This is a genomic window from Streptomyces sp. NPDC006259, assembly GCF_042870975.1.
In the GTDB taxonomy this organism is placed as follows: Bacteria; Actinomycetota; Actinomycetes; order Streptomycetales; family Streptomycetaceae; genus Streptomyces.
Window position 1 is genome coordinate 437,630 of the sequence record NZ_JBIAHY010000002.1, and the last position, 26,763, is coordinate 464,392.

Genomic DNA, 26,763 nt, shown 5'->3' on the forward strand with positions numbered 1-26,763 from the left:
GGCGCCCACGGCGCCCACGGCGCCCACGGCGCCCACGGCGCCCACGGCGCCCACGGCGCCCACGGCGCCCACGGCGCCCACGGCGCCCACGGCGCCCACGGCGCCCCCCGCCCAGCTCCCGCGGTCCGCCGGAGTCGTCAGCGAGGGTCCGCCGTGGGGGACAGCGTGAGGTGGCTGCGCAGGATCTCGCACACCCGGTCGCGTCGGGCGTCCAGGAAGAAGTGGTCGCCGGGCAGTTCGTGGAGCGCGAAGTCGTGGCGGGTGAGGCCCGACCAGGCGGCGACCTCCGACACCCGCACATACGGATCGGCCGTACCGGTCAGCGCCGCGATCGGGCAGTCGAGGGCGGGCTCGTCGCCGCGACGGTACCCCTCGATGGCCCGGTAGTCGGCCCGGATGGCGGGCAGCAGGACGCCGAGCAGCTCACGATCGGCGAGGATGGCCGGGTCGGTGGCGCCCAGGCGTTCCAGCTCCGCGGCCAGCAGGTCGTCGGGGAGGGAGTGGATGCCGCGGTCGCGCCGGGCCGAGGGAGTGCTCTGGCCGGAGACGAAGAGGCTCCGCAACCGGTGGCCCCGGGCCTCCAGCCGTAGCGCCGCCTCGTAGGCGACGGCGGCCCCCATGCTGTGGCCGAAGAAGGACAGGGGCCGGTCCAGGAGCGGGAGCACCGCGTCGGTCACGCTGTCGGCCAGCTCGCCGACACCGTCGACGAGCGGCTCCTGGAAGCGGTCTTGCCGCCCCGGATACTGGACGGCGAGGATGTCGACGTCGGGTGCCAGCGCCGCCGCCATCGGCCGGTAGTACGCCGCGATGCCCCCGGCGTGGGGGAAGCAGAGGAGCCGCACCGGCGCGTCCGGCGCGAGACCGAAGCCGCGGATCCAGGGATTCACCGGGATGAGCACGTGTTCTCCGAGGTGTTTCGGGGAATGGTGGGCGCCGCTATTCCATGATTGCCGCCGGATGCATTCTGTGTCCCGCCGGCGGGACACACGCAAAAATTCTGCCCCGCGCGGGGCCCGTACCGACGTGCGCTTCGCTTGATGCGTCTTTCCGGCCGCCGATATGGTTTTGCGAGCCAATAGGTCGGCGCGGAGTACGTCGGTGAACACCTGCGCTCATTTCTTCATGATGCCGTCGGAGGGAAATCGACAGTAATGTCAATCGATGTGTTGGCAGTCGACGTCGGGAAAGCCCTCGACAGCGTCGACGAATGGCTCGGTTCCTATGTCACCCAGCCGCACGAGCAACTCGGCCGGTCCGGCGCGGTGTGTCCGTTCGTGGCGCCCGCCCGACGGGTCGACGCGGTCGAGACGGCGGTGCGGCTGGTGGGCCCCGCCGCCAGTCTCTCGCTGGTCAAAGAGGTCATCCGATGCGGTCTGGACGAGTTCGAACAGCTCGAATGGCGGACGTCGAACCGGTCGCTGCGGTCGCTGCTCATCGTGCTGCCGGACCTGCCGCCCGAGGCGTTCGGGCTGCTCGACGAGGCGCACGCGCAGGTCAAGACCGAGAGCGTCGAACGCGGCCTGATGATAGGCCAGTTCCATCCGGAGTGTGACGAGCCCGCGGCCCGCAACCCGGCCTTCCAGGTGAGCCGGTCACCGGTCCCGCTGGTCGCGGTGCGGGCGATGGCGGTGCACGACATCCTGTTCCTGGGGGCGAGGGCGGACTGGTTCGCCCAGTACCACCGGCGTTTCGGCCCGCGGTACAGGTCCCGGCCGGACGGCATCGGCCCGCTGCTGACGACGATGTACCACAAGGCGCTCGCCCTGCACGGCCCCGGTGAGGGCCCGCGCCCGGCGGACACCGCCCATCCCGGTGCGCGGCCGCGGACCCGGAGGGACGCCGGATGACCGCCGCGCGACCGGGTGAGGACGTGCACGGCGCGGCGGGAACGACACGCTGCCCCTACGGCGGTGAGGCGGAGGCGCCCCCCACGGCATACGCCGAGTACGCGGGGATGGACGCCCTGCTCGCGTTGCAGCACCCCCGTACGTCGGCGGCCACCGAGCCCGGCTTCATCATCATGAGCCAGGTCATGGAACTCCTCTTCAAGCTTCTGCGCATCGAATTCACGACGGCCCGCGACCGGCTGGCCGACGACGACGTGGACGCGGCGTTGTGGACGTTGCGCCGGGCCGGTTCGGTGCAACGGGTCGCACTGTCGTCGTGGGACTTCTTCAGTGCGATGACCCCCGTCGAATTCGCCGAGTTCCGCGATGTGCTGGGCACGGCCTCGGGTTTCCAGTCCGCCTCGTACAGGCGCCTCGAATTCCTGCTCGGCAACAAGAACGCCCGGCTGGTGCTGCCGCATCGCGACGCGTCGAGTCACGAGGCGGTGCACCGGCAGTTGTACGAGCCCAGCCTGTACGACGCCGTGCTGGCCCTGCTGCGCCGTCGCGGCCTTCCTGTCGCGGACGCCGCTCTGGCGCGTCCGTGCGAGGCGCCGTACGAGCCTCACGACAGTGTCGAGCGGGCCTGGCGCGAGGTGTACGGGAACAGCGCCGAGCACCACACGCTGTTCCTCCTCGGAGAGGCGCTGACCGATGTCGCCGAGTCCTTCGCCCGGTGGCGCTACACGCACCTGACGGTGGTGCAACGCATGCTCGGGGCCAAACCCGGCACGGGCGGCACCGAAGGCGTGCCGTGGCTGGAGCGCATCAGCGGCCACCGGTTCTTCCCCGAGCTGTGGTCCGTACGGTCGCTCCTGTAGCGCCGGCCGTCGGCTGCCCGCGGATCCTCGCCGTCACCTCATCGACCACCGACCCCACGAGGGAGCCCATCATGGCCAAGGCCGGCCCCGTCGACCACGAGGACCTGACCCGGATCCTCTTCGGCGCCTCCGCCTTCCACCTTCTGCACGCCGGCTGCGAACTCGGCCTGTTCACCCTGCTGCACGAGGAGGGACCGCTGACCACGGAACAGGTGTGCGCCGGGCTGAAGCTGGAACCGCGGGCGGCGCAGATCCTGTTGCTGGGCACCACCTCGCTCGGCCTGACCGTCCGCCACAGCCGGCGCTACCTGAACGCCGAGCTGATCGACTCGATGATCACCGACGGCACGTGGACCATCATCGGGGACATCGTCCGGTTCGAGGACCGGATCGCGATGCCGGCCGCCGCCGACCTGGTGGAGGCGCTGCGACAGAACACCAACGTGGGTCTGCGCCGTATTCCGGGCGAGGGTGGCGACCTGTACCACCGGCTGGCGTCCCAGCCGGAACTGGAGGCGCTGTTCTACCGCTGCATGCGCTCCTGGTCGCGGCTGTCCAACCCGATCCTGGTGGACCGGGCCGATCTCGGCGGAGTGTCCAGGGTGCTGGACGTGGGCGGGGGCGACGGGGTCAACGCGATCGCCCTCGCGGAGGCCAATCCGGGGACGTCCTTCACGGTGGTCGATCTGCCCGGCGCACTCGACATCGCGAGCCGCAGGATCGCCGAGCGCGGCCTGGACGGCCGTGTCGCGGTGCGGGCCGGCGACATCTTCGCGGACGACTTCCCGGCGGGCCACGACTGCGTGCTGTTCGCCAACCAGCTGGTCATCTGGTCGCCCGAGCAGAACGCGGCCCTGCTGCGCAAGGCGTTCGACTGCCTGCCGCCGGGCGGCCAGGTGCTCATCTTCAACGCGTTCTCCGACGACACGGGGGACGGGCCCCTGTACGCCGCGCTCGACAACGTCTACTTCGCCACCCTGCCGGCGTCGGACAGCACCCTCTACCACTGGGGGCAGTACGAGGAATGGCTGCGCGACGCCGGCTTCCAGCGCGTCGAGCGGCTGCCCGGCAGGACGTGGACGCCCCACGGTGTGCTGCGCGCGTGGAAGTAGGGAGACGAAGGGGCGGGACGCGGAGGGCGGGTGCTCCCGTCGTGGCTACCCGGGAAGGCTGGCCAGCGCCGCCTCGTCCAGGGCCCGGAGCACCCACTGCTCGAACTCGTCACCGGAGAGTTCGGCCGCCTTGCGCCACCGCTGCACCCGCTCGGCCGGGGCGCTGAGCTTGGGCAGGAAGTCCTTCGGCGGATCGCTCTTGCCGTCACCCTGACGGTGGGAGCGGATGTTGCGGCGCAGTTCGTTGCGCGACCAGTTGAACTCGTCGGCCAGGTCGAGCCACTTGTCCTGCTGATCGGGGGGGAGGGAACTCACCTCGGCGTGATGCTGGAAGCTCAACGTCTCGCGGCGGCGGCCCAGTTCGAACTTGCGGGAGACCCAGGCGTAGTTGCGCAGGGTCTGGTAGTCGAGTCCGCAGGCCTCGATCGCGCGCAGATACCGGTCGGAGAACTCCTCCTGTCCGTACACCAGCCAGTCGCCGAGGCACCAGGACGAGGAGTCGACGATGCGTGAGATCTGGGAACCGACGTGCTGCCATCTCTCGAAGGTGAGGGCGGCGGGGATCCTCAGCCCGACGCGTGTGGTGAGGATGTCCTTGCCTGGACGCCCTCCCTCGGTTCCGTTCCTCCGAAGGGGCGCGCTGGTACGCGGACGGTTCCGCTGAGCGCGGTCCACGGAGTGCTGCATACGAACCTCTCTTCCGGCGTTGGTCATGCCTCTGGTGGTGCAGAAGCCGCGTGGTTGAGGTGATTCGGGCGACGGTCGTTTGGAGGCGTCGGCTGGGCGCCGGATGCCGACCGCGGCCGTGCGCTGGAGCGGCCGAGCGCCGGGGAGGGCGTTCGGCGCGCATGGGTGTCGTTCTCGGCGATGGCAGCCGAGTGAGGGGCTGCGAAAAGGGAAGCCCGTCGCCGTGAATTCTTCGCTAATGGACGCGAAATTGCGGACGGGTCGGATCGCCCAGGTTGATCGACGTCAAAGGAGACACCCCCGTGAAAATGCCGCCGACCGAACGATGCCGAGGAAACGTATCGCCGAGCGGCGGAACCGAGTGGTTATGCCATGTACATATTATCGGATCCCTGTGGACGGTGGGTTGAGCGTAGCAAGAAATTCCGATTACCCACACGGGGCGATGATCGATTGGCTTGATTCCTCTCCGCGGGGTTGACGGCGCCGGAATGCGAACGACCGGGAGGCGCGGGCGCTGCGCCTCCCGGTCGGGGAGGGGTGGGTCAGGAGGACTGGGCCTGCGCCTCCGCCAGGCGCTCCTGCGCCTCGGCGAGATCCTCCGGGGTGGGGGCGTCGTCCTGGGTCAGCTTCAGGCGCCAGTAACCGGAGAACTCGATCCGGCTCTTGGGCAGGCCGCGATCGTCCACCAGGTGCCGTCGGATCCGGCGCACCAGACCGGCCTCGCCGGCGATCCAGGCGAAGCCCTCGCCGTCGGGCAGGGTGGCGGCCCGAACCGTTTCGGCCAGTGCCTCGCTGTGTCCGGGCTCGGCCGCGCCACGGTGCAGCCACGTCGTGGTCAGGTCGGCCCCGGTGGTGAAGGGCTGCTCGTCGGCCGCGTCCTGGACCTCGACGAACGCGAACGCCCGCTTGCCGGGCGGCAGGCTCTCGATGATGGTCGCCATCCCGGGGACGGCGGCGTCGTCACCGGCCAGCAGGACCCAGTCGGCCTCCTCGACGGAGGAGGACAAGGGCTTGGGGCGGGCGAAGTAGTCGGTGGGCCCGAACACCCCCAGGCAGTCGCCCTCCCGCGCGTTCATCGCCCAGCGCGTGGCCGGTCCGGCGTGCCGGTGCAGGACGAAGTCGAAGGTGAGGGAGTTCGTGGCCGGGTCGTGCGCGCGGATCGTGTAGCTCCGCATCCACGGCCGCTCGTCCTCCGGGATGGCGCCGTACGCCTGGTACCACGTCGTGAGATCGGTGGTCGCGGTGACCTCCGGCAGTACCGGCCGGGATTGTCCGGGACGGGGAAAGTAGAGCTTGACCTGTTGGTCGGCCTCTTCGAGGGAAAAGCCCCGCACATCGTCGCCGGTGAGAGTGATGCGTGCCATGTGCGGGGTGATCTGCTCTGTCCGGCTGACGTGCAGGAGCCAGATCGGCAAGCTGTTCATGGATTCCTTCGCGCGATCGGGGCGGATGGCGAGGGGGCCGTCGCCCGGCCGGTGACGCCGCCCCGGCCGTGACGTCTCCCCCGACCCTCTTGCCCGCAACACTTTACGCCATAAGGAGCTGCGGGCGCAGGCCCGCGCGGCGGCAGCGGTCAGTCCCGGCCGTCGGCGTGGGCGGCGATACTCTCCCCGACCAGCCGGCCGATCGCCTCCAGGGAGACCTCCCGGTTCAGCAGGGTGCCGTGCTCGCCCGGCAGATCGTGCCGCTCGACGCGCCCCTCCACATGGGGCAGCCACGCCCGGTACGTCTGCGCCGGCTCCTGCTGGTCGGCGGCGGTCAGCAGCAGGAGGTCGCCGCTCAGACGCTCGGGAACGTAATCGATGAGCAGACGCGTGTTGTTGGCGGAGATGTCCATGATCGCCCGCAGCTGCTCCTCGCCGAGGTTCGCCAGCGCGCTGCCCCGCTGCCGCAGGATCTCCCTGGTGCGCTCGAACGTCAGCCGTTCCCCCTCGCCGAGGGCGAACGACTCGTCGACGAGCCCCACGAGATAGCTGAGATGGTCGTGCAGATCGTCCTCGTACAGCTCCGGGACGTCGTCATGGGTGAGCCCCTTCCAGCCCGGGCAGACGTCCAGGACGGCGAGCACGCCCACGCGCTCCCCGCGCCGCTGCAACTCCACGGCCACCGCGTAGGCCGCCAGCCCGCCGAAGGACCAGCCGAGCAGGTGATAGGGGCCCGACGGCTGCACCCGCTGGATCTCGTCGGCGTAGTCGACCGCCATCGCCTCCAGCGTGTCCGGACGGGGCTCCGGCCGGCCCAGACCGCGCGCCTGGAGCCCGTAGACCGGCCGCTCGGGGTCGAGATGCTTCAGCAGACCGGCGTACGACCAGCTGATTCCGCCGCCGGGATGGACGCAGAACAGCGCCTCGCGCCGACCCCGCGGGCGCAGCGGCAGCATCACCTCGTAGCCGTCGCCCGCGTCACCGGCCTGGAGGCGGCCCGCCATGCCGGCCGGAGTCGGCGTCTCGAACAGCGCCCGCAGTCCGACCTCGACGCCGAAGGCCGCGCGGATGCGGGCCTTGAGCCGGGCCGCCAGCAGCGAGTGGCCGCCCAACTGGAAGAAGTCGTCGTCGACCCGGACCCGGGGCAGGCCGAGCACCTCGGCGAACAACGCGCACATCAGCTCCTCCTGCGGCAGCCGGGGAGCGCGGCCGTCGGAGCCCGCGTCGAGGTCCGGCGCGGGCAGCGCCGAACGGTCCAGCTTGCCGTTCCCCGTCAGCGGCAGCCGGCTGAGCGGCACCACCGCGCTGGGCACCATGTACTCCGGCAGGTGCCGACGGGCATGATCGAGCACACTCCCCACCAGCGCGCCCGCCGCTCGCGCCGTCAGTGGCGCCCGCACCCAGCGGGTCAGCGGAGCGCCGGCGTCCGGCGGGGACCCGGGCCGGTGCAGGTCGACCACCGGGCCGGGGACGTCCGGCTCGGTGAACACCACGTCCAGACGGCAGGGATCGGCCGACCACGTCACGTGCGCGGCGAGCCCGAGCCGGCCGGCCAGGTCGTGCACGGCCGTGAGCGGCGGTGCGTCCGCCGGCACCTCGGGATCGTGTTCGTGGATCGCCGCCGCGACGGCCGCGTCCTCGACGAGCCGCTCGTTCGGCACCCCGGTGACCCGCAGCGGCGACCGCGACCGGCGGAGCGATTCCTCCAGCCCGGCCAGCCCCGTCGCGTCGTCCCACCCGACGACGGGCACATCGCGCGCCGAGGTGAGCGGCGTACCGCCGTGCTTGAAGAGCGTGACGTCGTAGCGGTACCGCGTCAGCTCGTTGGCCGAAGCGCCCTCCTTCACCTCGACCCGGGCACTCCCGAGCGCGTCCAGGTGCTCGCCCAGCACGGTGAACAGCTCCGGTGCGACGAGGAGTTCCTTCTCCATCACCAGAGCGCGTTCGACGGCCCGGCGCAGACTGGCGCGGTCGTGCCGGTCGTGCACCCTGCGGGCCAGCGCCGCGGAGGTGAGCATGCGGTGCAGACGCAGGTTGCGCACATCGCCGACGAACAGCGCGCCCCCCGGGGCCAGCAGCCGCAGGGCGGACTCGACGACTCCCACCAGGTACTCGGCGCTCGGGAAGTACTGCACGATCGAGTTGAGCACCACGGTGTCGAAGTGCCCTTCCGGCAGCTCCCCGGTGTCGTGCGCGGCCAGGACCCGCAGCCGCACCCGGTCCCGCAGCTCCGGATCGCGCCCCACATGGGCGCGCAGCGTCTCGACGACCGACGGCGAGAAGTCCGTCGCCCAGTACTCCTGCGTGTCCCGGGCGAGCCGCGACAGCAGCAGGCCGGTACCGGCGCCGATCTCCAGCACCCGGCGCGGCCGCAGCCGCCGGATCCGGGCGACCGTCTCCCGACGCCATTCACGCATCTGCTCCAGCGCGATGGGCGCGGAGTCGTAGCTGCTGTTCCAGCCCGAGAAGTCCTCGCCGAACGCGGCCGTCGGCGCGGCGTACAGGGACTCGTAGATTCCCCGCCACGCCTGGACCTGGTCCTGCTCGGCCGTCTCGTCGTGGCCCGCGGCCTCCGGGTCGGCGACCACGTAGGCCACCAGGCGCGGGTCGGCCGGCCGGTCCTCGCGGACCAGCACCGCCGCCTGCCCCACCCCCGGATGGCGCAGCAGCACGCTCTCCACCTCGCCCGGCTCCACGCGGAATCCGCGCAGCTTGACCTGGTCGTCCCCGCGCCCGACGTAGTCCAGCGCGCCCTGCGCCGTCCACCGCACCAGGTCCCCGGTCCGGTACATGCGCGCGCCCGGCTTGCCGAACGGGTCGGCGACGAACCGCCACGCGGTCATGCCGGGCCGGCCCGCATAGCCGCGCGCGAGACCGGTGCCGGCGATGTACAGCTCGCCGACCACCCCGGGCGGGACCGGGCGCAGATCGGTGTCCAGCACGTACAGCCGGGTGTTGGCCATCGGGCGTCCGATCGGCACGGACGTGGCGTCGGCGGGCAGCGCGTCGACCGGCCAGCTCGCGGCGAAGGTGGTCGTCTCGGTCGGCCCGTACCCGTTGACGACGACCAGGCCGGGGCAGCTCGCCCGCACCGTGCGCACCGCGTGCGGGGACACCGCCTCACCGCCCGTCCACACCTGCCGGACCCCGGCCAGGCACTCGGGCATGGTCTCCGCGACCAGGGTGAACAGGGAACTCGTCAGCCACAGGCCGGTGACCCGCTGCCGCACGATCGTGTCGGCGAGCGCGTGCAGGTCGAGATCGCCGTCCGGGCCGATCACGAGCGTGCCGCCGGTGAGCAACGGCACCCACAGCTCGTACGTCGACGCGTCGAACGCCGGCGAGGAGTGCACCGCCACCCGCAGCTGGGCCCCGGTGCGCCAGCGCGGGTCGGCCGCCAGCTCGGCCACGTTCCGGTGGGTGACGGCGATGCCCTTGGGGCTGCCGGTGGAGCCGGAGGTGTACATGATGTACGCCAGATCGTCCGGACCCGGTCGCTCGGCCGGGGCCGGCAGGCCCGCGTCCCGCTCCGGGACGAAACCCTCTCCGAGGTCGGTGCCGACGCGGACGACCACGGTGCCCTCGGGAAGCGACTCCGGTGCCGGAGCCCGGTCGGTGATCAGAACCCGGGCCCCCGTCTCGGCCATCACCGTCCGCGCCCGCGCCGCCGGATAGCGCGGGTCGAGCGGCACGTAGGCGGCGCCCGCCCGCAGGATGCCGAGGACGGCGGCGACCATGCCGGGAGAGCGCGGCATGAGCAGCGCCACCGTGCTCGCCCGGCGCACACCGCGGCGCGCCAGCGCCGCCGCCACCTCCTCGGCGGCGTCGCGCAGCGTCCCGTAACCGATCTCCCGCTCGCCGTGCACCAGGGCCGGTGCGTCCGGATGCTCGGCCGCCCGGGCGTCGAACAGCTCCGGCAGACCGGCCTCGACCGTCGGCCGGTCGGTGTCGTTGTGCCGCTCCAGCAGCAGGCTCTCCCGCGCGGTGAGCAGATCGACCGAACCGATCGCCCGGTGCGGCGCCGCCACCAGGGACGTCAGCAGCCGTACCCAGCGGTCGAACAGGTCGGTCACCGTGCCGGCGTCGTACAGGTCGCTCGCGTACTCGACGACACCGCTGATGCCCTGTGCGCGGCCCGTGCCGTCCAGGTGCTCGGACAGGCTGAAGAACAGGTCGAACTTCGAGGAACCCGTACGCCCCGGCGCGATGTCGACGCGCAGCCCGGGCAGCTGGAAGGAGCCGGCCGGCGCGTTCTGGAGGGCCAGCATCGTCTGGAAGAGCGGGTGCCGGCCGAGCGAGCGCGGCGGGTTGACCCTCTCCACCAGGTACTCGAACGGCACGTCCTGATGGGCGTACGCGCCCAGCGCGGTGTCGCGCACCCGGGCGATCAGCTCCCGGAAGCTGGGCCGCCCCGAGGTGTCGGTGCGCAGCACCAGCGTGTTGACGAAGAAGCCCACCAGGTCGTCCAGTTCCTGATCGGTCCGCCCGGCGATCGGGCTGCCGATCGGGATGTCCGTGCTGCCGCTCAGCCGCGACAGCAGCGCCGCCAGCCCCGCCTGGAGCACTATGAACACCGTCGAGCCGGACTCCCGGGCCAGTTCCGTCATCCGCTGGTGCAGCTCCGCACCGATGCCGACCCTGACGTAGTCGCCCCGGTAGGAGGACACGGCGGGCCGCGGGCGGTCGGTGGGCAGCCGCAGCTCCTCCGGCAGGGCACGCAGCCGCCGCACCCAGTACTCCAGCTGTGTGGCGAAGAGGCTGTCCGCGTCGCCCCGGTCGCCCAGCAGGTCGTTCTGCCACAGCGTGTAGTCGGCGTACTGCACCGGCAGCGCCGCCCATGACGGGGCCTCGCCGCGGCACCGCGCCTCGTACGCCTGCGCGAGGTCGCGGGCCAGCGGGTTCAGGGACCAGCCGTCACCGGCGATGTGGTGGACCACCAGGAGCAGCACGTGCTCCTCGGCGGACAGCGCGAACAGCCTTACCCGCAGCGGCGGTTCGGCGGCCAGGTCGAAACCCTGCCGGGCGGCGGCGTCCAGCCGCGCGGACAGGCCGTCCCGGTCGGTGGTCACCACCTCCACCGCCGGCGCCGCCTCCGCCGGGTCCAGCACCCGCTGCCACGGCACCCCGGCGCTCTCCGGGAACACCGTGCGCAGGCTCTCGTGGCGGGTCACCACGTCGGCGAGGGCCGCCCGCAGCGCGGCCCGGTCCAGCGCCCCGGTCAGCCGCAGCGCGAGCGGGATGTTGTACGTCGCGCCGGGCCCCTCCATCTTGTGGATGAACCACAGCCTGCGCTGGGCGAAGGACAACGGCAGCCGCCGCGGCCGCGTGCGGCGCTCGAGCCGCAGCCGGCCCGGCGCGGCGGTGTCCAGCCGTGCGGCCACCGCCGCGGGGGTGGCGTTCTCGAACAGCGCCCGCAGGGCCAGTTCCACGCCGAACGTGGCGCGGATCGCGGCGATCAGCCGGGTGGCGAGCAGCGAGTGTCCGCCCAGCTCGAAGAAGTTGTCGTCGGCACCCACCCGGGGCAGGCCCAGAACCTGCGCGAACAGGTCGCAGACGATCTGCTCCTGCGGGGTGCGCGGATCGCGTCCGGTGCCGCCCGCGGTCAGCACCGGCGTCGGCAGCGCGGCCCGGTCCAGCTTGCCGTTGGCGGTCAGTGGCAGCGCGCTGATCGGCACGAAGGCGCTGGGCACCATCGAGGCCGGCAGGGTCCGCTCCACGTGCCGGCGCAGCCGCGTCATCAGCGCGCCGCTGGTACGCGGCACCATCGGGTCGTTGGTGAGAGCCGACAGCGCGGTGCGCGGACCGGGAGGGGACACCGGCGGACAGGTCCCGGTGAGGGGGGCGTCCCCGCGGGCCAGGACGAAGTCGACCAGGCGCGGATGCGACGACCAGGCCGCCGCCGTGCGGTAGCCCAGCTCCGCACCCAGCCGGTGCAGGTCCGCCAGATCCACGGCCGGCGCGGGCACCACCGGGCCGTCGCCGGTGCGGATCGCCTCGGCCAGGGCCAGCTCGGCCGCGACACGGTCGTGGGGGACCCCCGTCAGCCGCAGCCGCTCCGGCCGCCGCTCGCTCAGCCGGGCGCGCAGGGCCGCCAAGTTCCCGAGGCCGTCCCAGGGCACCGCGGGGGCGTCCCGGACGTCGGTCGTCCGCGCGTCACGGTGGTGCAGCGTCACGTCGTAGCGGTACCGGCTCAGCTCGTTGTCGTAGGAACCCTCCTTCAGCGACACGCCCACCGCGCCGATGTCCGGCAGGCGTTCGGCGACCGCGGCGAAGAAGTCGGGGTCGACAAGAAGTTCCTTCTCGGTCATCAGGTCGTGCTCGACCTCCCGGCGCAGCACGGCGAGGTCCGGCGGTCCGGACATCCGGTGGGCCTGTACGCCGGCCTTCAGCGCCCGCAGCAGCCGTACGTTGCGCACGTCACCGACGAACAGCGTGCCGCCGGGCGCCAGCAGGCGTGCCGCCGTGGTGAGGACCTCGGCCAGATGGTCGGCGCTGGGGAAGTACTGGACGACGGAGTTCACCACGATCGTGTCGAAGTGCCCGGTGGGCAGCCCGCTCGGATCGTGCGCCGCCTGCACCCGCAGCGTGACCCGCTCCCGCAGCGTCTCGTCGGCCGCCACGTGCCGCCCGAGTTCGCCGATGACGTGCTCGGAGAAGTCCGTGCCCCAGTACTCCGCGCAGTGCGGCGCGATCCGGGACAGCAGCAGGCCGGTGCCCACGCCGAGTTCCAGCACGCGGCGCGGCCTCAGGTCGAGAATCCGCCGCACCGTGGCCGCCCGCCACTCCCGCATCTCGGGCAGCGGCAGGGGCTCGCCGGTGTAGCTGCTGTTCCAGCTGGCGAAGTCCTCGCCGAACGGCGCCTTGGCGGCCCCGGCGTACACCGAGTCGTACAGCACCCGCCAGTCCTCCAACTGGTGCTGCTCCGCGCCCTGTTCCCGCCCGTCCGGGGCGTCGCCGGGCACGACGTAGGCCACCAGCCGCCGGTCGCCCGGCCGGTCCTCGCGCACGGCGACGGCGGCCTGCCGCACCCCGGGCTGCCCGTCGAGGGCGCGCTCGATCTCGCCCAGCTCGATCCGGAAGCCGCGGAGCTTGACCTGGTCGTCGGCGCGGCCGAGGAACTCCAGCTGCCCGGCCCCGGTCCACCGGGCCAGATCACCGGTGCGGTACATCCGCTCGCCCGGCGCCCCGTGCCGGCAGGCCACGAAACGGGAGGCCGTCAGACCGGCCCGGCGCAGGTAGCCGTGGGCCAGACCGGTCCCGGCGAGATACAGGTCGCCGACGACACCGGGCGGCACGGGCCGCAGCCGCGCGTCGAGCACGAACGCCCGCGTGTTGTCGATCGGCGTGCCGATCAGCGGGGGCCGCCCGCCCGTCTCCCGGCTCGCGGTCGACCAGATCGTCGTCTCGGTCGGCCCGTACAGGTTCAGCACCTCGCCCAGCCCGGCCAGGGTCGCGGCGAGCCGCTCGGGCAGCGCCTCGCCACCGGTGAGGACACGCAGCCCGCGCAGCGGCGCCGGATCGTGCGCCACCAGCGTCTGCCACAGCGACGGAGTCGCCTGCATGACGGTGACGCCCTGCGCGGACACCCACTCCAACAGCGCCGACGGCTGCCGCACCACGTCGGGCGGGGCGAGGACGACCCGGGCGCCCCGCAGCAGCGGCAGCCAGATCTCCAGGGCCGCGATGTCGAACGACACCGTGGTGACGGCCAACAGCCGGTCCTCGGGGGTGAGGGGTACCAGCCGGCCCATCGCGTGCAGGAAGTTGACCAGCGCCTCGTGTGGCACGACCACACCCTTGGGGACGCCGGTCGACCCGGAGGTGTACAGGACGTACGCGGGTTGCTGGGGCACGATCCGCACCTGCGGCGGGGCCTCCGCCCCCGCCCACGATGCGTCCTCGGCCGGCGGGTCGTCCAGCGTGATCCGCGGCAGCTCCCCGACGTCGGGCACCAGCTTGCCGGTGGACCCGGTGGTCAGCAGCACCGCGGGCCGGGCGTCGCGCAGCATGAACTCCAGCCGGGACGCCGGGTAGGCGGTGTCCAGGGGCAGATAGGCCGCGCCGGTCTTCAGCACCGCCAGCAGTGCGACGGGCAGGAGCCGCGTGCGCGGCAGCGCGAGGGCGACCACCGTGCCCGGCCCGCCGCCGTGCGCCAGGATCCGAGCGGCCAGCCGGTTCGCCCGCTCGTCCAGCTCGCGGTAGGTCAGCTCGGCGCCGTCGGCCACCACGGCGACGGCGTCGGGCGTCGCCGCCGCCCGCTCCTCCAGCAGCCGCGGCAGCGGCTCCGGCGCGACCGGCACCGCGGTGTCGTTCCACGCGCGCAGGACCCGCTCCCGTTCGGCGGGCGTCAGCACGTCGACGTCCGCGATCGGCCGGTCCGGGGTGTCCACGACGGCGGTCAGCAGCCGCCGCCAGCGTGCGAACAGGGCCCGGACCGTGGCCGGTTCGTACAGGTCGCTCGAGTACTCCACCGCGCCCTGGATGCCGTCCGGTGTCCCGTCGTCCGTCCTGCGCTCCACGAGGCTGAAGAACAGGTCGAACTTCGCGGTGCCGGTCCGCGCCTGGGAGACGGCCACCTCCAGGCCGGGCAGCGCGAACCGGCCCTCCGGGGCGTTCTGCAGCGCCAGCATCACCTGGAACAGCGGATGATGGGCCAGCGAGCGGGCCGGATTGAGCACCTCCACCAGGTACTCGAACGGCACGTCCTGGTGGGCGTACGCGTTCAGGGCCGTCTCCCGCACCCGCCTCAGCACCTGTGTGAACGTCGGGTCGCCGGAGGTGTCGGTGCGCAGCACCAGGGTGTTGACGAAGAACCCGACGAGATCGTCCATGGCCTGGTCGGTGCGCCCGGCGATCGGGCTGCCGATCGGGATGTCCGTGCCGCACCCCATCCGCGTCATCAACGCGGCGAGACCGGCCTGGAGCACCATGAACACCGTGGTGCCGTTGCGCCGGGCCAGCTCGGCGAGGGCGCGGTGCAGGTCCGCGTCCAGCTCCACCTCTACGTAGTCGCCGGCGTAGGACGCGGCCACCGGGCGCGGCCGGTCGCCCGGCAGGGTCACCTGCTCGGGCAGCCCCTCCAGCGTGGTCCGCCAGTGGGCGACCTGCCGGGCCAGGAGACTGTCGTCGTCGTCCTGCTCGCCGAGCAGGTCGTTCTGCCAGAGGGTGTAGTCGGCGTACTGCACGGGCAGAGCGCGCCAGCCGGGTTCCCTCCCCTCGGCGCGGGCCGCGTAGGCCCGGGTCAGGTCGGCCGCCAGCGGGCTCAGCGACCACCCGTCGCCGGCGATGTGGTGCAGGACGAGCAGCAGGACGTGTTCGTCGGGCGCGAGCGCGAACAGCTCGGCCCGCAGCGGGCCCTCGGAGTCCAGCAGGAAAGCGTGCCGGGCCGCCGCCGTGAGCAGGCCGGACAGGTCCTCCTCGGCGGCCCGGGTGACGGGCAGCGGCGGGACGGCCCGCTCGGGGGCGAGGACGCGCTGGGTGGGGACGCCGCCGGCCTCCGGGAACACGGTGCGCAGGCTCTCGTGGCGGGCGACGACGTCACCGAGGGCCGCCCGCAGGGCCGCGTGGTCGAGGGCGCCGGTGAAGCGCAGCGCGAGCGGGATGTTGTACGTGGCGCTGGGCCCCTCCAGCTGGTGCAGGAACCACAGGCGCCGCTGGGCGAACGACAGCGGCAGCGCCTCCGGGCGGTCCCGCCGGGTCAGTGCCGGGCGGGCCGGGCCGCCGTCGTCCAGCCGCTGCGCCAGCGCGGCCGGGGTGCGGGCCTCGAAGACGGCGCGGACGTCGGTCCTGGCGCCGAAGGTGGCCCGGACGCGGGCGGCGAGCCGGGTGGCGAGCAGGGAGTGGCCGCCGAGGTCGAAGAAGTCGTCGTCGGCTCCGACCCGGGGCAGACCCAGGACCTGCGCGAACAGATCGCACAGGATCTGCTCCTGGGGGGTGTGCGGGTCCCGGCCGGTTCCGGCGCGGGTGAGGTCGGGCGCGGGCAGGGCGGCGCGGTCGAGCTTGCCGTTGGGGGTGAGGGGGAGGGCGGCCAGGGGCACGACGGCAGCGGGGACCATGTAGTCGGGCAGCCGGTCCCGCAGGAAGCCGCGCAGGTCGTGCGGGTCCGGAGCGCGGTCCGCGACCGGCACCACGTAGGCGACCAGCCGCCGGTCGCCGGGCTGGTCCTGCCGGGCGAGCACGGTGGCCTGCGCCACGTCGGCGTGTTCGGTCAGCGCCGACTCGATCTCGCCGGGCTCGATGCGGAACCCGCGGATCTTCAGCTGGTCGTCGGCGCGGCCCAGGAACTCCAGGTGCCCGTCCGGCGTCCAGCGGGCGAGGTCGCCGGTGCGGTACATGCGCTCCCCGGGCCGGCCGTAGGGGTCGGCGACGAACCGCTGGGCGGTCAGCGCGGGCCGGTTGAGGTAACCGCGGGCCAGGCCGACCGTGTTGGTGTACAGCTCGCCGGTGGCGCCGGGCGGCACCGGGCGCAGGGCGTCGTCCAGGAGGTAGACGCGCACGTTGTCGATGGGCCGGCCCAGGGGCGCGGTGGCGGGCCAGCCGGCGGGGTCGGCGGGCAGGGTGTGGGCGGTGAGGACCTGTGCCTCGGTGGGCCCGTAGTGGTTGTGCAGGCGGCGGGGGGCGTGCTCGTGGAAGTCGCGCAGCCGCCGGCTGAGGGTGAGCGCCTCGCCGGCCTGCGCGATCTGCCGCAGGGACGCCACGGGCAGGCCCGCCTCGGTGGCCGCCTCGGCGACGGACTCCAGGACGGTGCTGGGGGCGAAGATCTCGTCCACCCGGTGGTCGGTGAGCCAGGCAGCGAAGCGCCCGGGGTCGCGGCGCGTGTCCTCGTCGGGCACCACCAGCGTCTTGCCGAACAGCAGCGCGGAGAGGACCTCCTGCACGGACACGTCGAAACTGATCGCGGTGAACTGCGCGGTGCGGGTGCCGGGGCCGCCGCCGAGCTGGTCGTGGTGCCAGCGCAGCATGTTCGCCACGCCCAGCCCGGTCATCTGCACCGCCTTGGGCCGGCCCGTCGACCCCGACGTGTAGATGACGTACGCCGGGCTCGCGAGCGTCAGCGGGTTCGTCCGCCCGGCGGGGGAGGGGTCGGTGTCCGGGCCGTCCTCGATGACGGCGGCGGTGCGCGGATCGTCCAGGACCAGTACGGGCGTCGGATCGTCCTCGGGTATCGCGGCCCTGGTTCGCGCAGTGGTGAGCAGGACGGCCGGGCGGGCGTCCGCGAGCATGTACCGGATGCGTGCGGCCGGGTGGTCGGGGTCGAGCGGCAGATGGGCGGCACCGGCCTTGACGACGGCCAGGATGGCGACGATGTGGGTGGGCGAGCGGTGCAGGGCGAGCGCGACGACGCTCTCCGGTCCGACACCGCGCCGGATCAGGGTGTGCGCGAGCCGGTTGGCGCGGCGGTTCAGTTCCGCGTACGAGAGGGTGACGTCGCCGAAGCGGACGGCGGGCGCGTCCGGGGTGGCGGCGACCTGGGCCTGGAACCAGTCCGGCAGCAGCGGCAGCGCACCGTCGCGCCGGGTGTCGTTCCAGGTCTCCAGCAGCAGGCGGCGTTCCTCGGCGCTGGTGACGTCCACCCGGCCGGTGAGGGTGCCCGGGTCGTCGGCCACGGCGGTGAGGACCAGGCGCAGCCGGTCCAGGAGCGCCTGGGCGGTGGCCCGGTCGAAGAGGTCGTCGCGGTGGTCCAGCCGCAGGTACAGCCGCCGGCCCGGCGCGGCGACGAGGGTGAGCGGATAGTGGGTGGCGTCCCGGCCCCGTTCCAGGGCCGGAGCGACCCGCACCTCGGCGTCCAGCCCGGCGGCGACGTCCTGGGCGGGGCCGTCCCACGGATAGTTCTCGAACACCATCATGGAGTCGAACAGCTCCGGTACACCCGCCGCCCGCTGGATGTCCGACAACCCCACATGGTGGTGCGCGGTCAGCGCGGACTGGCTGCGCTGCACCTCGCCGATCAGCTCCGCCAACGACCGCTCCGGCGCGATCCGCACCCGCACCGGGACGATGTTGATGAACAGGCCCACCATCGATTCGACGCCGGGCAGCTGCGGGGTGCGGCCGGAGACGATGGCGCCGAAGACCACGTCCCGCTGTCCGGTCGTGCGGCTGAGCACCAGCCCCCACGCGGCCTGGAGCAGGGTGTTCACCGTGACCCCGAGCCGCCGCGCCCGCGCCCGCAGCGCCGAGGTCAGTTCCTCGGACGCCTCGGCCACCACCCGTTCGGGCAGCCGGGGGACACGCGCCGGATCGGCCGGGGCCAGCCGGGTCGCCTGGTCCACACCGGCCAGTTCCCGCCGCCATGCCTCCTCGGCCGCCACCCGGTCCTGCCGGCCCAGCCAGGCCAGGTAGTCCCGGAACGGCGTCACCCGCGGCAGCGCGGCGGCGTCCCCGCCACCGGCGTACAGGGTGAACAGCTCCCGCACCACGATCGGCGTCGACCAGCCGTCCAGCAGGATGTGATGGCTGGTCAGCAGCAGACAGTGCCGGTCCGCCGCCAACCGGACCAGCGTGAACCGCAGCAACGGGGGCCGCGCCAGGTCGAACCGGCGGCGGTGGTCCTCCCGCCCCAGCCGGTCCAGCTCCTCGCGCGCTCGCGCCTCCGGCAGCCGGCTCAGGTCCACCTCGGTCCACGGCACGCTCACCTCGGCCGGGATCACCTGCACCGGCTGGCCGTCCGTCACCTGCGGGAAGGCGGCGCGCAGATTGGGGTGCCGGGCCACCAGCGCCTGCGCCGCGGCGCGCAGCCGCTCCGCCTCCAGCGGACCCGTGAGGTCGAAGACCTGCTGCACCATGTACACGTCGGGGCCGTCCACGTCGTACAGGGCGTGGAAGAGCAGGCCCTCCTGCATCGGTGTCAGCGGGAGGATGTCGACCAGATCGCCGCGGGTCATTACCGAGTCCTCCACATGTCCTCGAGCTGTTCGACATCGTGCTGAGCGAGTCCGACGAGCGGGAAGTCGGACGGCGTGAAGCCGCCGACCCCTTGCCGGGAACCGTGCCGCACCAGGCCGCGCAGGGCCTGGAACCAGTACTCCGCGACGGCCCGCGCCTCGGGCTCGGGCCACATCCCGGGGGCCCGGCTCCAGGAGGCCGTCAGACGCGGCCCGTCCGGGTGGTCGCGGACCACCGCGTTGACCTCCAGGCCGTGCGCCAGGGGGAGGGCGGCGTCGGCGCCGCCGACCAGTCCGATCTCGTCCGCCACCCGCCACCCGGGGTGCTCCCGCACGATCGGGGTGCCGGGAGCCGGGAACCTGCCCACGTAGTTGAAGCCGATCTGCGGGACGGCCGCCCCGGCCAGGTCCTTCGCGGTGGCGGCGTTCAGATGACGGAGCAGACCGAAGCCCCTGCCGTGCGCGGGGACGGCGCGCATCTGCTCCTTGACCCGCTTGACCGCGGATCCGGTGCCGGGCGCACCGGCGGTCACGTCCTCCCACGCGTGGGCGCCGGGATCAAGCCGGACCGGATACAGGCTGGTGAACCAGCCCACGGTGCGGGACAGATCGAGAGCGCCGTCGTCCTCGTCGCGGCCGTGTCCCTCCACGTCGATCAGGACGGCGCTGTCCTCGCCGCGTCCGCGCTCGCGGCGGAAGTGGCCCAGCGCCAGGGACAGGGCGGCCAGCAGCACGTCCTGGACCCCGGCGTGGAACGCGGTCGGCACGCTGGTGAGCAGGGGCTCGGTGACATCGGGCGGCAGGGTGGTGGTCAGCTGCCGGGCGCCGCCGGTGACGTCCCGTACGGGGTCCAGGGCGCGCACGGTCAGCAGGGGGTCGGGTTCCCGCACCGTCCGTGTCCACCAGGCCAGTTCGCCCACCACCTCGGGCTGCCGGGCCCGCGTGTGCAGGGTGTGGGACCAGGTGCGCAGGGAGGTGCCGACGGGCTGCGGCGGGGACCCGGTGAGCGCGGCCAGCAGGTCCGGCACCAGGATGCGCCAGGACACCCCGTCGACCACGAGGTGGTGGATCACGATCAGCAGTCGGCCCTCGCGGCCGGGCCCGGTGTCGAACCAGACGAACTGGGCCATCCGCCCGTCCCGGGGGGAGAGCCGGCCCGTCGCGGCCTCGGCCTCCCGCTCGATCACGGTCCGCAGCACGTCGGCGGAGGGCTCCGGCACGTCGACCACCTCGACCAGGTCGGCCGGGTCGACGGTGTCCTCGGGGCGGATCTCCAGGGCCCAGCGCTCCGCCTCCGGGCCCTGCGTCAGGCGGGCGCGCAGCGCGGCGTGATGGCCGGTCAGCGTGGCGACGGCGGCGGTGAGGCGTTCCCGGTCCAGGCGGTCCGGTGTCCGCAGCAGCAGGGACTGGGAGAACCGGTCGATCGGGCCGCCGCGGTCCTGGAGCCAGCACATGATCGGGCTCGGCGGGACCGGCCCGTCGCCGGATCCGCCGTCCTCGGCCGGGGCCGGGGCCGTCAGGTCGCCGAGGGTCTCCGCCAGGCGCGCGGCCGTACGGTGCTCGAAGACGTCCCGCACGCCGGCGTCCAGGCCCGCGGCGCGAGCCTGGGAGACGAGCCGGATCGACAGGATGCTGTCGCCGCCGAGGGCGAAGAAGTCGTCGTCCGGGCCGACCGGGTCCAGGCCGAGCACCTGGGCGACCAGTTCGCACAGCAGCTTCTCGCGGGGCGTGCGGGGCTCCCGGCGTTCGTCGGCGACGGGCAGGGCCGGTTCGGGCAGGGCCGCCCGGTCGACCTTGCCGTTGGGAGTCAGGGGCAGTTCGGGCAGCGGGACGAAGGCGGAGGGGACCATGTAGCCGGGCAGCCGCTCGGCGGCGTATGCCCGCAGCGCGGCCGGGTCGGCGCCCGTCACCGCGTAGGCCACCAGCCGCGGACCGCCGGTGGGGTCCGGGCGGACCAGGACGGCCGAGCGGACCACGTCCGGATGCCCGGCGAGCACCGCCTCGATCTCGCCCGGCTCGATCCGGAACCCGCGGATCTTCACCTGGTCGTCCGAGCGCCCCGCGAACTCCAGGACGCCTCCCCCGCTCCAGCGCGCCAGGTCGCCGGTGCGGTACATCCGGGCGCCGGGCGGGCCGAACGGGTCGGCGACGAACCGCCGCGAGGTCAGCGCGGGCTGTCCGAGATAGCCGCGGGCCAGCCCGGAACCGGCGATGTACAGCTCGCCGACGACCCCCTCGGGCACCGGGTGCAGACCGGCGTCCAGGACGTACGTCCGGGTACCGGCCAGCGGCCGGCCGATGGGCACGGTCGGGGCGTTCGGTGCCGGGGCGCGCGTCGGCTGGCAGGTGGCGAAGGTGGTGGTCTCCGTCGGGCCGTAGCCGTTGACCACCACCGTCCCGGGGCAGGCGGCCAGCACCCGGCCGACCGCGGTCGCGGACAGCGCCTCGCCCCCCGCCCACACCTGCCGGACCCCCGCGAAGCAGCCGGGGTCGTGCTCGGCCATCACGTCGAACAGCGCGGCGGTCAGCCACAGCCCGGTCACCGCCGAGCCCGTGATCAGCCCGGCCAGCGTGGGAACGTCGAGGTCGCCGGCCGGCGCCACCACCGTCCGACCGCCGCGCAGCAGCGGCACCCACAGCTCGTAGGTGGAGGCGTCGAACGCCAGTGGCGAGTGGAGCAGCACGCGGTCGTGCGCGGCGTCCGACCAGCAGGGGTCCGAGGCGAGCGCGGCGACGTTCGCGTGGGTGACGACGATCCCCTTGGGCCGCCCCGTCGAACCCGAGGTGTACATGACGTAGGCGGCGTCGGCGGGTGACGCCGGGATGCGGAGATCCGCCGCCGGTCCGGCCGCCAGCTCGGCGACCGTGGCCGGGTCGTCGAGTGCGAGGCGGGGGACGCCGTCGAACGGGGGCGCGTCCATGCTGGTGACGAGCAGGGCGGCGCCGGTGTCGCGCAGGATCAGCCCGGTCCGCGCCGCGGGGTGCCGGAGGTCCAGCGGCACATAGGTGCCTCCCGCCTTGAGGACCGCCAGGATGGCCACCACCGCGTCGACGGACCGGTCCAGGCGCACGGCGACGGCGTCGCCCCGTCGTACGCCGCGGGCCCGCAGCGCGTGGGCGAGCCGGTTGGCCCGGGCGTTCAGGGCGGCGCGGGTCAGCTCGGTGTCTCCGGCGACCAGCGCCGTCGCGTCAGGATCGGCCGCGACGAGCGCCTCGAACAGCGCCGGCAGGGTCAGCTCCGGCACGGGATGGCCGGCACCGGTGCCCTGACGGAGCATCCGCCGCCGTTGTGCCGGGGTCAGCAGGCCGATGTCCGTGACGGGGGTGTCGGGGGCGGTGACCGCGGCGTCGAGCAGCCGTACCCAGCGGTCCCACAGCGTCCGGACCGACTCCGGGTCGAACAGGTCGTCGGCGTACTCCACGAGCCCGTGGACCCCGGCGGGCCGCCCGTCGCCGTCGTACTCCTCGGTGAGGCTGAGGAACAGGTCGAACTTGGCGGTGCCGGTGCGGCCCAGTTCCGAGCGCACCTGGAGTCCGGGCAGCTCGAAGGAGACGTCGCCGGCGTTCTGGAGCGCCAGCACGACCTGGAAGAGCGGATGGTGGGCCAGCGAACGTGAGGGGGCGAGGACGTCGACCAGATGCTCGAACGGGACGTCCTGGTGGGCGTGGGCGGCCAGCGCCGCCTCCCGCACCCTGGCCACGAGTTCGGTGAACGACGGGTTGCCGGAGGTGTCGGTGCGGATCACCTGGGTGTTGACGAAGAGGCCCACCAGGTCGTCCAGGGCCTGGTCGGTGCGGCCGGCGATCGGGGTGCCGACGGGGATGTCCTCGCCGGCACCGAGCCGTGACAGCAGGGCCGCCAGGCCTGCCACGAGCACCATGAACAGGCTGGCGTTGGCTTTCCGGGCCGTCTCCAGCAGCCGCCGGTGCAGGTCCGCGCCGAGTTCGGCGGCGAGGTGGTCGCCGCGGTGCGAAGCGATGGCGGGCCGCGGGCGGTCGGTGGGCAGGTCGAGGCGGTCCGGCAGGCCCGCCAGTTGCCGCGTCCAGTACGCGACCTGGGCGGCGAACACACTGTCGGCGTCCTCCGGGTCGCCGAGCAGGTCGCGCTGCCACAGGGTGTAGTCGGCGTACCGCACCGGCGGTTCGGGCAGGTCGGGCCGTTCACCCCGGCTGCGGGCGCCGTAGGCGGTCGCCAGGTCGCGGGAGAGCGGGCCGATGGACCAGCCGTCCGCGGCGATGTGGTGCAGGACGATCAGCAGGACGTGCTCGTCGGCCGAGAGCGAGATCAACTCGGCACGCACGGGCGGCTCGGCGGCGAGGTCGAACCGGCGGCGCGCCGCCTCGGCCACCCGGTCCGCCAGCTCCGCCGGGTCACCGTCCCGCTCGGTGAACGGTGTCCGGACCGTGGGCAGCACGACCTGGTACGGGTCGCCGTCCCGCTCGCGGATGACGGTGCGCAGGCTGTCGTGCCGGGCCACCACGTCGCCCAGGGCGGCGCGCAGCGCGGCCCGGTCCACCGTTCCGGTCAACCGCAGCACGAACGGGGTGTTGTACGTGGCGTCGGGCCCGTCCAGCTGGTGCAGGAACCACAGCCGCTTCTGCGCGAACGACAGCGGCAGCGGCACCGGGCGGGGGCGCCGGGTGAGCGGCGGCCGGGCCGGCGCAGCGCCGTCCACCAGCCGGGCGATCGCGGCCGGCGTGGCCGACTCGAACAGGGTGCGCAGGCTGAGTTCGACGCCGTACGTCGTCCTCAGCCGCGCGGTCAGCCGGGTCGCGAGCAGCGAGTGGCCGCCCAGGTCGAAGAAGTTCTCGTCGGCCCCGACCCCGTCGACGCCGAGGACCTCGGCGAACAGTGCGCACAGGACCCGCTCGCGCGGTGTCCGGGCCGGGCGCTGCGGACCGCGCGCCGACGGCCGGCCCGCGGCGGGCAGCGCGGCCCGGTCCAGCTTGCCGTTGGGCGTGAGGGGAAGCAGGTCGAGCGGGACCACCGCGGCCGGCACCATGTGCTCCGGCAGCCGCTCGCGGACGAACGCGCGCAGGTCGTCCGGCCGCACCAGGGCTCCCGCGGCCGGTACCACGTAGGCGATCAGCCGGTCGTCGTCGAGCCGGTCCCGGCGCACCAGGACGGCGACCTGGGCGACGCCTTCGTGCTCGGCGAGGGCCGCCTCGATCTCGCCGGGCTCGATGCGGAACCCGCGGACCTTCACCTGGTCGTCGGACCGGCCCAGGTACTCCAGCAGTCCGTCGGCGTTCCAGCGCGCCACGTCCCCGGTGCGGTACATGCGGCTGCCGGCCGGTCCGTAGGGGTCGGCGACGAAGCGCTGTGCGGTCAGCCCCGGGCGGCCCAGATAGCCGCGGGCCAGCCCGGCTCCGGCCACGTGGAGTTCGCCGGGGACACCGGGCGGTACGGGTTGCAGACCCGGGTCCAGGACGTAGGTGCGCAGGTCGCTCAGGCCGGTGCCGATGACGCTCGCCTCCGCCGCGGCGGCCCGGTCCCGGTCCAGGTCGAGCCGGGTGACGTGCACGGTGGTCTCCGTGATGCCGTACATGTTGACCAGCGCCGGCGCGGTGTCGGGGTGGCGTTCGTACCAGGGGCGCAGCCGGTCCGGGCGCAGCGCCTCACCGCCGAAGACGACCGTGCGCAGGGCCAGGCGGTCCCCCCGCGCGGGATCCTCCCGGTCGGCCCGCATCAGCTGGTAGAAGGCGGACGGCGTCTGGTTGAGCACCGTCACCCCCTCGTCGGCCAGCAGCCGCAGCAACCTCGCCGGTGTCCGGCTGACGTCGTACGGCACGACGACCAGGCGGCCCCCGTGCAGCAGCGCGCCCCAGATCTCCCAGGTGGAGAAGTCGAACGCGGCGGAGTGGAACAGGGTCCACACGTCCCGCTCGCCGAAGGCGAACCCTTCCCGGGTGGCGTCGAACAGGCGGACCACGTTGTGGTGGGTGACGAGGACGCCCTTGGGCCGGCCGGTGGAACCCGAGGTGTAGATGACGTACGCGGGATGGCCGGGCGTGAGGGGGTGGGTCCGGTCGGCGTCGACGGGATCGGCCGTCGGCTGGGCTCCGAGCAGGTCGGCGGTGGCGGTCTCGTCCGGCACGAGCGTGTTCGCGCCGGACGGCAGCGACGGTGCGGTGTCCCGGTCGGTGACCACCAGTACCGGCGCGGCGTCCGCCAGCATGAACGCCAGTCGCGACTCCGGGTAGGCCGGGTCCAGCGGCAGGTAGGCCGCGCCCGTCTTGGTGACGGCGAGCAGGGCGACGACCAGTTCGACGGACCGGGGCAGGGCCACCGCGACGATCCGCTCCGGCCCGGCCCCCCGGGCGGTCAGCAGGTGCGCGAGCCGGTTCGCCCGGGAGTTCAGCTCCGCGTAGGACAGCCGGGTGTCACCGAGCGAGACGGCGGGGGCGTCGGGGGTGGCACGGACCCGCGCCTCGAACGACTCCGGCAGGGTGGCGTGGCGCGCGGGGACCGCCGCGGCCGGGGGCGGCAGGAGCCGGCGGCGCTCCGCCGCGGTCAGCAGGTCGATCCGGCCGACGGGGGAGTCCGGGTCGACCTCGGTGACCGCCTCCAGCAGGGACACGAACCGGTCCTGATGGTCCGTCAGCTCCTGTGCGTCGCAGACCTCGGGGTGAGCGGTGAGGTCGACCTGGAGCCCGGAGCCGTCCCGCCGGTCCCACACGGCGATCGCCAGGTCGCCCACCAGGCCGGAGGACAGGTTGTGCACGGTCGCGGGAAGTTCGCCGAACCGCAGGTCGTAGTCGAACGACATGACGTTGACCAGCGGCGCGTACCGGGCGGCCGCCCGGTCCGGCGACGCGATGTCCCGGTGCAGGTCCTCACCCCGGTACCGCTGGTGGGCCACGACGTCACGGACCCGGTCGCTCACCTCCCGCACCAGCCCGGCGACGCTCAGGCCCGGCCGCACCGGTACCCGCAGCGGCAGGACGTTGGAGGTCATGCCCGGGGTCTGGCGCACCACGACGTCCGTGCGCGCCGCGACGGGCAGACCCACCACCACGTCACGGGCGCCCGTCATCCGGTGCGTGTACGCCGTGGCCGCGGCGATCGCGAGCTGCGACCAGGGCACCCTGGCCCGGCGCGTGATCTCCCGGATGCGCTCCAGGCGGGCCTGGCTGATCCGGGTGGTGGCGCGCAGCAGTTCCGTCGGCGTGGTCCGCGACGGCACGACCAGCCGGGACGTCTGCGGCCGGTCGGCGAACAGGTCCGTCCAGAACGCCCGGTCCCGGGTGAACTGTTCGGAGGAGCGGTAGACGGTGTCGCTGTGGACCAGCCGGCGCAGGGAACCGAAGGGCGACGCCCCGCACGGCCGCCCCTCGGCGAGCGCGGTGTAGACCGCCGCCACCCGCCGGGCGACGAGCTGCGCGCCGAAGGCGTCCATGACGATGTGGTGGTAACTGTGGTACCAGATGTGGCGGTCCGGGCCGAGACCGATCAGCGCGTGCCGGAACAGCGGCCCGCGCGCGAGCTCCATCGGCCTGCGGATGTCCCGCTCCATCCACGCCGTCGCCGCCGCCGACGCGTCGGGCCCGCCGCCCACGTCGACATACGGCAGCGGCCAGTCCGTCACGTGCCGTACGGTCTGCCGGGCGTCGTCGCCGGATTCGGCGAACCGGGCGTGCAGCGCGTCGGCCTCGCCGACCGTCTGCCGCAGCGCCCTCTCGAACAGCGCGGCATCGAGCGGGCCGTCGATCCGCACGTATTCCCCGACCCGGTAGACGCTGTTCGTCGATTCCAGGCGCTGCTCGGCGAACCAGATCTCACGCTGTGCGGCCGACAGGGGCAGAATCGCACCATCGGGCTCACGACCAGACAATCTTCAGCCTCCGGTTGCGTAGCGCCGCCTGATTTCCATATGTCGGCGGGAAGAATGCAAACGGTTGTTGTGCATACCGGTGTTCCCGCTGTCCGGGCACGGCCCGAACCT

Annotated in this window: 8 protein-coding genes; 3 read left to right on the plus strand and 5 right to left on the minus strand. The window is 73.5% G+C overall.

Annotation, left to right across the window (positions count from 1 at the left end):
- Positions 1 to 137: 137 nt before the first annotated feature.
- Positions 138 to 899, minus strand: a complete 762-nt coding sequence (locus tag ACFYO5_RS08090; protein WP_388705568.1) for a thioesterase II family protein — start codon at positions 897 to 899, stop codon at positions 138 to 140.
- Between the two features lie 267 nt (positions 900 to 1,166).
- Here ACFYO5_RS08090 and ACFYO5_RS08095 point away from each other — a divergent pair, with 267 nt between their 5' ends.
- The 3 genes from ACFYO5_RS08095 (at position 1,167) to ACFYO5_RS08105 (ending at position 3,819) form a co-directional block, all read left to right on the plus strand.
- Positions 1,167 to 1,847 (plus strand): DUF6875 domain-containing protein, encoded by a 681-nt coding sequence (locus tag ACFYO5_RS08095; RefSeq protein WP_388705570.1) that lies wholly within the window; start codon positions 1,167 to 1,169, stop codon positions 1,845 to 1,847.
- Positions 1,844 to 2,707, plus strand: coding sequence for a tryptophan 2,3-dioxygenase (locus tag ACFYO5_RS08100; protein WP_388705572.1), 864 nt, complete (start codon positions 1,844 to 1,846; stop codon positions 2,705 to 2,707). Before ACFYO5_RS08095 ends, ACFYO5_RS08100 begins: the two co-directional genes overlap by 4 nt.
- 71 nt (positions 2,708 to 2,778) lie before the next feature.
- Positions 2,779 to 3,819, plus strand: coding sequence for a methyltransferase (locus tag ACFYO5_RS08105; RefSeq protein WP_388705574.1), 1,041 nt, complete (start codon positions 2,779 to 2,781; stop codon positions 3,817 to 3,819).
- A 45-nt stretch (positions 3,820 to 3,864) separates the two neighbouring features.
- Here the strand turns inward: ACFYO5_RS08105 and ACFYO5_RS08110 are convergent, their stop codons facing one another.
- The 4 genes from ACFYO5_RS08110 to ACFYO5_RS08125 form a co-directional block, all read right to left on the minus strand.
- Positions 3,865 to 4,506: an LmbU family transcriptional regulator gene (locus ACFYO5_RS08110; RefSeq protein ID WP_356563859.1), complete on the minus strand. Its 642-nt coding sequence runs from the start codon at positions 4,504 to 4,506 to the stop codon at positions 3,865 to 3,867.
- A gap of 545 nt (positions 4,507 to 5,051) precedes the next feature.
- A complete protein-coding gene (locus tag ACFYO5_RS08115; protein ID WP_388705579.1) occupies positions 5,052 to 5,933 on the minus strand; it encodes a siderophore-interacting protein in 882 nt (293 codons plus the stop codon).
- A gap of 149 nt (positions 5,934 to 6,082) precedes the next feature.
- Entirely contained in the window at positions 6,083 to 18,817 is a 12,735-nt protein-coding gene (locus ACFYO5_RS08120; protein WP_388705582.1) for an amino acid adenylation domain-containing protein, read from the minus strand.
- A complete protein-coding gene (locus tag ACFYO5_RS08125) occupies positions 18,817 to 26,652 on the minus strand; it encodes an amino acid adenylation domain-containing protein (RefSeq protein ID WP_388705586.1) in 7,836 nt (2,611 codons plus the stop codon). Before ACFYO5_RS08125 ends, ACFYO5_RS08120 begins: the two co-directional genes overlap by 1 nt.
- Between the last annotated feature and the right edge of the window lie 111 nt (positions 26,653 to 26,763).

Coding starts and splice junctions, on each gene's coding strand:
- ACFYO5_RS08100 (WP_388705572.1), top strand. CDS start 1,844: ATGACCGCCGCGCGACCGGGTGAGGACGTGCACGGCGCGGCGGGAACG.
- ACFYO5_RS08105 (WP_388705574.1), top strand. CDS start 2,779: ATGGCCAAGGCCGGCCCCGTCGACCACGAGGACCTGACCCGGATCCTC.
- ACFYO5_RS08110 (WP_356563859.1), bottom strand. CDS start 4,506: ATGCAGCACTCCGTGGACCGCGCTCAGCGGAACCGTCCGCGTACCAGC.
- ACFYO5_RS08115 (WP_388705579.1), bottom strand. CDS start 5,933: ATGAACAGCTTGCCGATCTGGCTCCTGCACGTCAGCCGGACAGAGCAG.
- ACFYO5_RS08120 (WP_388705582.1), bottom strand. CDS start 18,817: ATGACCCGCGGCGATCTGGTCGACATCCTCCCGCTGACACCGATGCAG.